Source organism: Arthrobacter sp. SO3 (genome assembly GCF_020532825.1).
Taxonomy (GTDB): domain Bacteria; phylum Actinomycetota; class Actinomycetes; order Actinomycetales; family Micrococcaceae; genus Arthrobacter.
This window is the reverse complement of sequence record NZ_MQTS01000111.1, coordinates 1-5,327: the sequence shown is the minus strand read 5'-3', so window position 1 is coordinate 5,327 and position 5,327 is coordinate 1. Positions and strand designations below refer to the sequence as shown.

4 protein-coding genes are annotated in these 5,327 nt (G+C 57.2%); 3 read left to right on the top strand and 1 reads right to left on the bottom strand.

The window, feature by feature from the left end; translation table 11 throughout:
- The first annotated feature begins 64 nt into the window (after positions 1 to 64).
- The 3 genes from BJQ90_RS11540 to BJQ90_RS11530 all read left to right on the top strand — a co-directional run bounded on the left by BJQ90_RS11540 (position 65) and on the right by BJQ90_RS11530 (position 4,159).
- Complete coding sequence (locus BJQ90_RS11540; protein ID WP_226760399.1) at positions 65 to 994, top strand: tyrosine-type recombinase/integrase; 930 nt, start codon at positions 65 to 67, stop codon at positions 992 to 994.
- Between the two features lie 752 nt (positions 995 to 1,746).
- Positions 1,747 to 3,528, top strand: a complete 1,782-nt coding sequence (locus tag BJQ90_RS22735; protein ID WP_226760398.1) for a tyrosine-type recombinase/integrase — start codon at positions 1,747 to 1,749, stop codon at positions 3,526 to 3,528.
- Positions 3,449 to 4,159, top strand: coding sequence for a DUF6262 family protein (locus tag BJQ90_RS11530; protein ID WP_319004627.1), 711 nt, complete (start codon positions 3,449 to 3,451; stop codon positions 4,157 to 4,159). The genes BJQ90_RS22735 and BJQ90_RS11530 overlap by 80 nt, the downstream gene beginning before the upstream one ends.
- Before the next feature lie 187 nt (positions 4,160 to 4,346).
- Here the strand turns inward: BJQ90_RS11530 and BJQ90_RS11525 are convergent, their stop codons facing one another.
- Positions 4,347 to 5,132, bottom strand: coding sequence for a metallophosphoesterase family protein (locus BJQ90_RS11525; protein WP_226760400.1), 786 nt, complete (start codon positions 5,130 to 5,132; stop codon positions 4,347 to 4,349).
- Positions 5,133 to 5,327: the final 195 nt, after the last annotated feature.

Sequence of the window (5,327 nt, the reverse complement as noted above, 5' to 3'; positions counted from 1 at the left end):
CACCAGCCTGGTACTGCAGTTCGGCATCAAAAACCGCCACTGACATCACACCGAATATGTGACCATGTCAGGAGCCCTGAACACACCAGCCCGGAAAACAAACGGCAAATACGTCGTTCGCACGGACGCCACGATTGGGCTGTGGATGACGCCGCTCCGCTCGTTCTACGAATGGGCAGATAGCGGAGGACTGCTCAAATCTGACATCGCTGCGAAGATCACCCAAGTCAAGTACTTCGCTCCAGGAACCCCGGCTGGAGGCGAGCACGGCGCCAGGCGTCGTGTTATTGCCGAAGACTTGAGGCCGACGACGTCAGTAAAGCCCAGGCATCCGGAGTGGATCGACAGCGCATCCGCACGACAGAGGTTAGAGACCATTCCCCTCCACAAGCGGGACCGTTTCCTGATTGACCTGATGTATTACACAGGCATACGCGCGGGAGAAGCGTTATCGCTTTTTACCGGTGATCTGCATTTCGGGGGCGGTTCACGCACGTTGAACTGCAACAAGGTCGATCCCCACTTTCACGTAAGAGGTGACAACAAAACTGAAAACGGGGCCCGAGCCAAAGGCCGTCCTCGCTTGTTGTTTGTCAATGAGCGGCTGATCGAGGGCTATATCGACTACCTCCTCGAGCGAAACGCGGTCCTGGGAAACGGCGACAAATCTGCGCATGTCTTTGTCAACTTGTACTCGGCGGGCAATGCCCAGGGCCGGGCGATGAGCTACTCGGGCGTGAAGAAGCTGACCCGGCGCTGTGGCGACAAGATCGGTTTTGCGCTGAGCGGGCCGCACATTCTTCGGCACACGCTTGCGACTCGCCTCGTGCGTGGAGTCGACTGTACGGCCCAGCCACTTGACGTAGTACAAGAAATCTTGGGGCATGCGAGCATCAACTCGACCCGTGTGTATACCCACGGTCAAGAGGAAGCTAGCAAGGCAGCGATGGAGTCACTCGCCACCCGAACCGTGATCTTGGGAGAGAACTCTTGAGAGTTCGTCACTTGGTTAATGCTTCCGGGTTTCCTGCCAGTGTCGCAGACGCCGTGGGCGTCCCATGGTCCGACCATCTTCAGGCCCTGATTCTTCCCTCGTGGAGGACATCCGAGTTCGATTATGACCGTCTGCTCTTTGTCCCGGACGCGGCCAATCCTCACACGTCAATCAAAAGATGTTTGCGGGAGGGCTGCGACACTCTACTGCAAGGAGGCGACCTCTGTCCCTTCTGCAAGAAGGAATGGGCGAAGGCTGAATACCCAGGTGCCATGGAACAGTGGGCCAAACAACCTCGGCTTCACCGCACGTTCTCGGCAGGCTGTCTGGTGCCAAACTGCAAGCGAACTCACTCCAAATTGGGTCTTTGTCATTCGCATAGGAACACCTATGGGCTGCATAAGAAACAGTCCCGTCTTCCTTCGTATTCGCCCCAGGACTGGATCGCGGAAAGAAGTCCTCAACCGTTTTCTTCTGGGGCTGGATGTCTCACTGGCTGCGGGCGAGACCGTAGACACATCAGTGGTCTATGCCCCATGCATCACCGCAGCTACAGCAACTGGCGGAAACCGGGGCAACTGCCCCAGAGTGAGGACTCACTGCAGCTTTGGTTGGATCGCGAAGTCGAGCCTTTGATGGACTCGGAAGGACGCGCCGCCTACGCAACGTCTGCGTCCACCCCATTCGCACTCTTGCCGGAACCCCTCCGATGGGAATATCTGTACGCAGTGCAACGACGGGACCTTTCTGGTGTGGCCCATCTTGCGGCCTTTGATGTCCGCGGGACTTATCAGCACTTGCGCCGCAGCGGAGAAACCACACTTGTGGGTGCAATAGCGATGCATCGAAAGACTACCGACAGAAACTTGCTGGGGTTTCTGAACGAATGTCAACGGATCATCGACGAGGCACATCGGGAGTGGTCGGGTGTCGACGCGCGGGATCCACGAGTGATCTTTTTGAGGGACTTAGAACTGCGGAAAACATCCCTGCGGATAGGCCCCAATCTCAAGATCGATTTGCGCGTGATCGAGCATGATTGGATTTTTCAGACTTATGATACGTGGGCCAAGGCCGGTCCTAGAGGACCGAAAGAACTCCCGGACGTAGCTATTGCTTGGAAGATCCTGGACGAAGTTCTCGCAGCCCGAGGCGTGTCGAAGAGAGAGTTGGGCCCCTCCGACATGACCGCAGTGGTCAAGGAAATCCGGAAACGCTGGCCACTCGAAAAGACGCAGACCCGCCGTTTCAGCGCGATAGAAAAAGTAATGCGCTTCGCCAGGCTGGAAAAGCGACTGGAAGACATCTGGGGCGACGTTCCTACGGGGTTCGCCATCGACCGTTCGAAGCATTTGCCGTCAGGAGTTAAGGGAAGAAACTCGAGTAATGACGACGAGGCCTTCCGTTTCGTGCCCCAGCCCATCGTCGATTGGGTAATGGACCATCTTTCTCTGATTAACCGCGGGGACCCGTACTTAACCGCGGAGGCCAGAGCCCTCATCTACATTCACGAGCGATGTGGCCGTCGCACCGGCGAGACGATAGGTCTAGAGGATGACTGCATCTCGTACGACGCTCAGGGCGCCCCATATCTTATGTGGACACAGGGAAAGCCACCCTACACAGACGGCAAACGCCTGCCAATTCATCAAGAGACACATGACGTGATCCGCGAATGGCAGGCCATCAAACGAGACAAAGGAGTCAAGTCCAAATGGTTGTTTCCATCGCGTCGCTACAGCAAGGCGGACAAGACACACACACCGTACTACCTTGCGGTCCGCCTAAGGGAGCTCCTCAAGCTGATCACGGTCCACGCTCCCTACGATAGCCCCGTCGTTGGCTCCGAAGGCAATCTCATCCATTTTGATCTCTCGACGATTGACCCATATTCGTTTCGGCATGCCTTCGCTCAGAGATACGCGGACGCCACTGACGAAGCTGGCCGTCCAACCACGCCGCCGGATGTACTTCAGGAGCTTATGGGGCACATGAGCTTCAACACGACGATGGGATATTACCAAGTAACGGTTAAGCGACGAAGAAAGGCGGTCGATGCCCTCCCGGCCCGACGCCTGAGCGTCACTGGCGAGATAGTCGACGTAGACCGGGAGCGAGACGCCTTCGGTAAGGTTGCAGTCTCTTTGGGACACTGCAGCGAGCCCCAAAACGTGGCGGCCAATGGCCACTTCTGCGCGCTCGAACACGCGTGTGAGTCATGCCCATTCTTTTTAGTCGATCCCTTAGAGCGAGACGGGATGGCGGCTAAGAGACTACATCTAAGAGTCAAATTCGAACGCGCCAGCGTCATTCAGTCGCCACAACACATCCTCGACCACTATGCAGCAAGAATCCAAGACTATACGTCCATCATTGACGGCATCGACGGCTATATAGAAGGACTCCCGGAGGACGAACGGAAAAGGATCCTTACAGCCCTGGACGATATGGCTGATGTCCGAAAGCGCGCCGGCGCGAGCAGAACCATCGACCTTCGCGAATTCTTCAGGAGAGAGGATAGCGATGTCGCATAGAAAGACCATCGACGGACTTCAACGCCACCGTAGAGAGCAGTCGGAACAGAAGCAACGCAACGTTCTCCAGGCCATTCAAAGTCTCACATACGAGGAACGTGAAATCTCTATAGCGGCTGTGAGTCGTAGGGCTCAAGTGTCTCGCGAATTCATTCACAGCCACGCTCACCTGCACTCGGCAGTGACCCAAGCAGCTAAACAGGTCAAGGAAGCTCGCCAAAACGGACAGTCAACAAGCCCGTCGTCCGACATCGCCCTCGGGCTTAGAGCGGACCGAACCACACTTCTGAGCCGCTTGGAGAAGCAGCGCGTTCAGATTTCTGACCAACAAAACCGTCTGCAGAAATTTGACCGCGATCGCCAGCGTTGGCTCGGCGTCCAGCTCGAGCGTGACGACACGGTTGACCCTGAGGCGCATACAAAGCTTCGCGTCGAAAATGAACGTCTTTCGGCAGAGAACACGACGCTCTCGCGACAAGTCGCCGATCTGCGGCGCACCCTAGGCATAGTGGAAGAAAAGCTCGCCGCTTCCAAGCAAGCGCACGCTGAGGACGTGCTGGGAAGGCCGACAGACATTAGATCGGTGGCGAGGTTTGAGCGAGGCCCGGGCGGCTCGGGACCAACTCGCTGAGAGAGCTGGGGCGCCGTCTCGCCGTCCGGTGTCACCATCGCGTGGGGCATGGGTAAAGTAAGACATCAGGGCTCCCGCGGCATCAATTGAGTGTGGTGCACCCATCGATACAGAGGCCCTCGTCTCTTCACTTCAGGCCACGGTCACAACCTCCATGGGAAGAACACTCAGGACAAGGAACCCCGAGTCAGTCCCCGCGAACAAAGAGCGGCTCAATGCGAAGGGGCGGTTCACCCGCCCAAGCCAGTACTGCGTTTCCTTCGCGGGAGTACTCCCTGTTGAGTACGTCGATTCGCGATATGCGTCCGTCCGGGTGCTCCAATTCGTGGATTCTCCGCTGATGCCAGTGCCCACAGAACACATGTGCAGGTGCCAGGAAGTCGACAACGTCGCGGAGAAGCACTCGTGTTAGATTTGCACGCGCGATGACTTCGGGCGGCAGTTCAAGGTCGCCCTTCATCGGGATGCCTGCTGGGACCTCGTGAGTGATGAGGACGTCAACCGGTCCGCACGTGGTGATTCTTCGGGCGTCTTCTTTTGTGGGCTCCTCATTGTTCCACCAATCCTTACCCTGTGTCCGGTGCTCATAGTCGACGCTGAATGCCCCGCCCAATGCGCCGACAACCAGACCTTCGATCTGTGTACGGCCTCCCCTGGGTAGTACGCGAATATTGGACCGGAAAGTCGCCAATCCGTCGAACTCAACGGGTAGTGATTCCAAGGTCTCCCAATTGTCGTGATTTCCGCCCGAGACGATCAGCGTCATTCCCAACTCCAGCAGATACTTGTTCAGTCTGGCTTCGTAGCGTCCTCGTTTGGCCCCCGGCCAGTCCAAGCCGAAGTCGCCGACGTGAAGAATCGTGCTGACCCCTTCCCGCGCCGCAGAGCGGACGGCAGCGATGGCCCAGCCGAGGTCGCCGTGCCAGTCTCCTGCAACAGCGAATGGTCGGGACTCATCCTGAGAGTTTGCGATGGCAGGTCAGCTCCTTAGCGTTCTATCGTTTGGAGACGGGCGATCGATAGCACCTCGGTGGTGCTACGAAGAGTGGGAATTCCGTCGAGCCGGACATCCAGCCACATCGAACCACGGTTACGTCCCGCTGAGTGGTGGAGTTTTCTCGACACCGTGCAGGTCAGTTATTTGATTATGCTGCCGTGAGTTCAGGGA

What these genes read in the sequence shown, in the direction of transcription:
- BJQ90_RS11530 (WP_319004627.1), top strand. Translation starts at nt 3,449, where the DNA reads ATGTCCGAAAGCGCGCCGGCGCGAGCAGAACCATCGACCTTCGCGAAT.
- BJQ90_RS11540 (WP_226760399.1), top strand. Translation starts at nt 65, where the DNA reads ATGTCAGGAGCCCTGAACACACCAGCCCGGAAAACAAACGGCAAATAC.